Raw genomic sequence first — 4180 nt, forward strand, 5'->3', positions numbered from 1 at the left:
AAAGATAGGAAGCTGCCAGACAAAATGAAATCCCCGAAGGATAAAGGAGAAATCCTATATCTTTCGGGGATTTTTTCATAGTCTGCGTTCTGGAAGTGAGAAATCCGGGATCTGATCCGGTCGCTGCCGTCCGCCCGGACAGCAGGTAGAACTGGTCCAGAAGCGGTGTAAAGATTCAGTTCTGAGCGGAACGCTGTTCAAAATTTTTTCAAACAAACTGAAATTGGATTGCGGATTTCACAAAAATTGAAATCTTTGGGATTTCGTAAATACGTTAAGATGATGGATGAAAGCGGAAAAGAATAGACGTTTCGTCTTTTAATCGGGCAAATTCAAAAGACAGGCTGCAGCGGGCAGTGCAGCTGGAAAACAACCGTTCTTGACCGCTGATTTTACTGGGAGCATGGATTCCCAATCGGGTTCTGTGCTTTCGGTCGAGAAAGAAAGTGAGGATTTATGAAGAATCACAGCAGAACATCTGCCAGAGCGAAAACGTTTGGCAGAATGGGAAGCCTGTTTTGCGCAGGCAGCATGGCAATGAGTCTGATTGTTCCTGTTCCGGTTCTGGCGAAATCCTGGACACCGGCTCAAACGATCATGAAAAATGCAGCGCTGATGCCGCAGGCAGAAACTCTTACCGAAAAAACAGTGGATGACACGGACGCCTCCATTGCCTATTCCGAAGGCAACGCGAATAACGGCGGATGGACAGCAGGCGGAAGCGCCGATCCGGCTGCAACCGAGCATTATGCCAATCAGGCTGGCGCCAGTCTGACTTTTACGTTTACAGGCCAGAAAGTGGAAATCTACGGTGTAAAAGCCCCCAATCATCGGAAGTTTTCCGTTTCCATTGATGACGGAGAAGCCGTTACCTACGATGCGTGGGCCGAAAGCCGAACTGGAGCGGATACGCTCCTGTTCAGTTCCGAAGATTCGAATCTTAACCTGGATGAAAAAGAGCATACGCTGAAGCTGACCATTCTGGATGAAGCCAATGCGGCGGCTTCCGGAACGCTTTATGGAATGAGCGTTACTTACTTTAAAGTCTGGTCGAGTGGTGAACCAGAACCGTTCAAGGGCTATACGATCGTCGAAGATATGGACATCACGGAAGATGATGAGCTCTTTAAAGTGAAATACAACGGAAACTGGAAAGGCGGCGGTACAGCTTATCCAGACGCATTTCACGACGGATATGAGCACTATGCCTATGACGGAGACTCCTTTGAAATGAAGTTCATCGGCAATAAAGTCGAAATGTGGGCAACCAAAGCCCCTGGTCATGGCGTTTATACGTTCTCTATTGACGGCGTAGAAGTGGGAACCGCCAGCGCTACGAGCGATACGCGTGTGAATCAGCAGCTGATCTGGGCTTCAGATACGCTTGAAGAAGGCGAACATACGCTGAAAGTGGAACTGAAGGATCAGCCCGATATGGCCATTCAGCTCGATTATCTGAAAGTCTATCATGAGGAACTGACACCGATTTCTGTTTCTCTTCACAGTACAGCGACGACAGCAATTCCAGGAACAGAACTGACACTCGAAAAAGAGTTCCAGCCATGGAATTCGACGGGTACTCTCGTCTGGACGAGCAGCGACCCGACAATTGCCGCAGTGGATGAAAACGGAAAAGTCACCATCGCTGGCAAGGATGTCGTTACAGAAAAGAAAAAGGTAACCATTATGGCAGAACTGAAAGATCATCCGGAAATCAGCGCTTCAATTGTTCTCAATGTCGATCCCGATCTGTCGACGATGAATGCCTATGTCGGCAACGAAAAGCTTCTGGATCTTCCGGAAAACTATTCGAGCCTCTATGCGGGTGAGGGCGATTCATTTAAGGGAACGCTCTGGAAAAATGACACGATCAACTCGAAAGTCAACGTAGCGTCCATGGGCGAAGACCTTCATAACGTAGAACTGAGTTTTTCCGATTTCGTGAATGAAGACGGAGATAAACTGCCGGCATCAGCCATGCATTATGGCTGGCTCGAAACGACTACGGCCAATATTGGACGCGGCAATTCGGGTGCGCCGGTTAAGGAGTTCCCGGATCTGATCGGCAATCCCGGCAAGATTACCATTCCTGCACAGTCGATTCGCTTTGCCTGGATCCAGTTTGGCACGACCGCTTCGACGAAACCGGGTACGTACAAAGGCAAGGTTCGTATCTCCTGCGATGAAGCGTCTTCGCTGAAGGAACTCGACTATACGCTGGAAGTCATTAATGTACAGCAGCCGGATCCGGAACTGACTGGAATTCAGCTCTGGCAGCATCCGTTCTCGGTAGCGGACAACTATCTTGGCTTAGGTGCCAATAACAAGGGATCGATTTGCACAGACAGTCAGAAAGATTTCTATTTCACCCAAGAACATCTGGATCTCATGCGTGATTCCTACGAAGACTATGCGGCCATCGGCGGTCACGATGCGGTAGCCAATATTGTGGATCAGGCCTGGGGCCATCAGTCGTTCTATAACGACCTGTCCATGGTGCAGTGGACGAAGAAGTCTGACGGTACCTGGGATTTCGACTATTCCTGGTACGATACCTGGATCAATTTCATGATTGAATGCGGCGTTCTGGATCCAGCCAACGGCATTGGTCAGATCAAGGCCTATTCCATCGTTCCATGGAACAACCAGATTTCGTGGTTTGATGAAGCAACGAGCTCGACCAAATCCCAGACCTTTACGCCGGGAAGCGACGAATGGAAAGAAATCTGGACCGACTTTCTGCAGGACTATCTGCAGCATTCCGAGGAAAAAGGATGGACCGACATCACCTATATTTCCATGGATGAAAGAAGTCTGGATATGCTGGAACCGGCTGTTGAGCTGATCGATTCGATTAAGACCGAAGACGGCAAACAGTTCAAGATTTCTTCCGCACTGAACTACAGTGCTCCGTCCTATTATGATTTCACAGATAAGATTGACGATATTTCCGTCAACCTGGGCAATACATCCAAGGAACAAACGGCTGCGCTGTCCGAGCATCGACGCGAAAAAGGTCTGAACACCACGTTCTATACGTGCACGGGCGACTATCCGTCGAACTTCATGATTTCCGATCCAGGCGACAACTACTGGGATATGTTCTATACCGTTACCCTCAAAACCGACGGTTACATGCGCTGGGCATTCGATAACTACGTCTATGACATGCACGGCGACGCTACTTACCGCTATTGGGAACCGGGAGACGGCTGGTTTATCTATCCGCTTGAGAGAGGTAATACCGATCTGATTCAGGGCAAGAACTATTACAGTACCCCGCGTTATGAAATGCTCAGGCAGGGTATTCGCGACAGTGCGAAAGTTCGCTGGCTGCTCGCAAATGAAGATCTCGACGAGAGTGCAAAAGCCAGCCTGCAGAGCGCCGTTGACAGCATGAGCAAGCCGTCGCAGACGAGCAGCTATGGCTCGGCCGTTGCCTCTTCTCAGGAGGTGAGAATGAGCGTTCATGCACAGACCAAAGCGGTTGCGGATGCAATGCAGGCAGCTGCGCACACGATTGCCCCGGAAGAAATGGAAACGATCCATACGGAACTGCTCGCTCAGCTCACAGATAAAGTCGATCACCTCAAATTTGAGGAAACCGACTACGAAAGCACAGGCTGGACGCAGCTGGCAGAAGAAACAGAAACGGCCAAAGCAATCCTGAATCATCCGGAAAGTCAGGATCAGGTCGACCAGGAAGTCGAAACGCTCCATGCGCTTCTTCTGGCCCTGCGTCTTCTCCCCAATGCGAATCACCTTCCTACAGTACAGAATGACTAAGCTCAGTCTGTTCGAAAAAGGAACGTTCGAAACGGCATCTGAATCTGGATGCCGTACGCTTTAAACCGATTGTGAGGACTCTGGAAAGTAAAACCAGAGTCCTCCTTTTTTATGGAAACCCGATGAGCTGTACAGAAAGCAGACGGAAAATCAATTTTCTGGGGGGCGATCCCAGGAGCATAAGATTTGCGTTCTTTCTTTTTGAGGTGTATAAATGAAAAGCTGTTTGTACGCAAAAAGCGAAATAACAGCCCAATCAGCTAGTCGTGAAATTGTTTTAAAAATTCACAAATAATGCTTGCGTCACTTCGATGCCCGTGTTATTATAGTTGAGCGCTGAGGGAAATCGCTTCTCTCAGTCGTCAAATCACCTTTAGATATCTAAGAAAACAGC

1 protein-coding gene is annotated in these 4180 nt (G+C 48.9%); it reads left to right on the top strand.

Features of this window, described 5'->3' with window-relative positions; all coding sequences use genetic code 11:
* Positions 1-537: 537 nt before the first annotated feature.
* Positions 538-3786: a glycoside hydrolase domain-containing protein gene (locus tag Q2J39_RS10480; RefSeq protein WP_289640786.1), complete on the top strand. Its 3249-nt coding sequence runs from the start codon at positions 538-540 to the stop codon at positions 3784-3786.
* Positions 3787-4180 lie beyond the last annotated feature (394 nt).

The sequence above is a fragment of the uncultured Allobaculum sp. genome (assembly GCF_948576815.1).
GTDB lineage: Bacteria > Bacillota_I > Bacilli_A > Erysipelotrichales > Erysipelotrichaceae > Allobaculum > Allobaculum fili.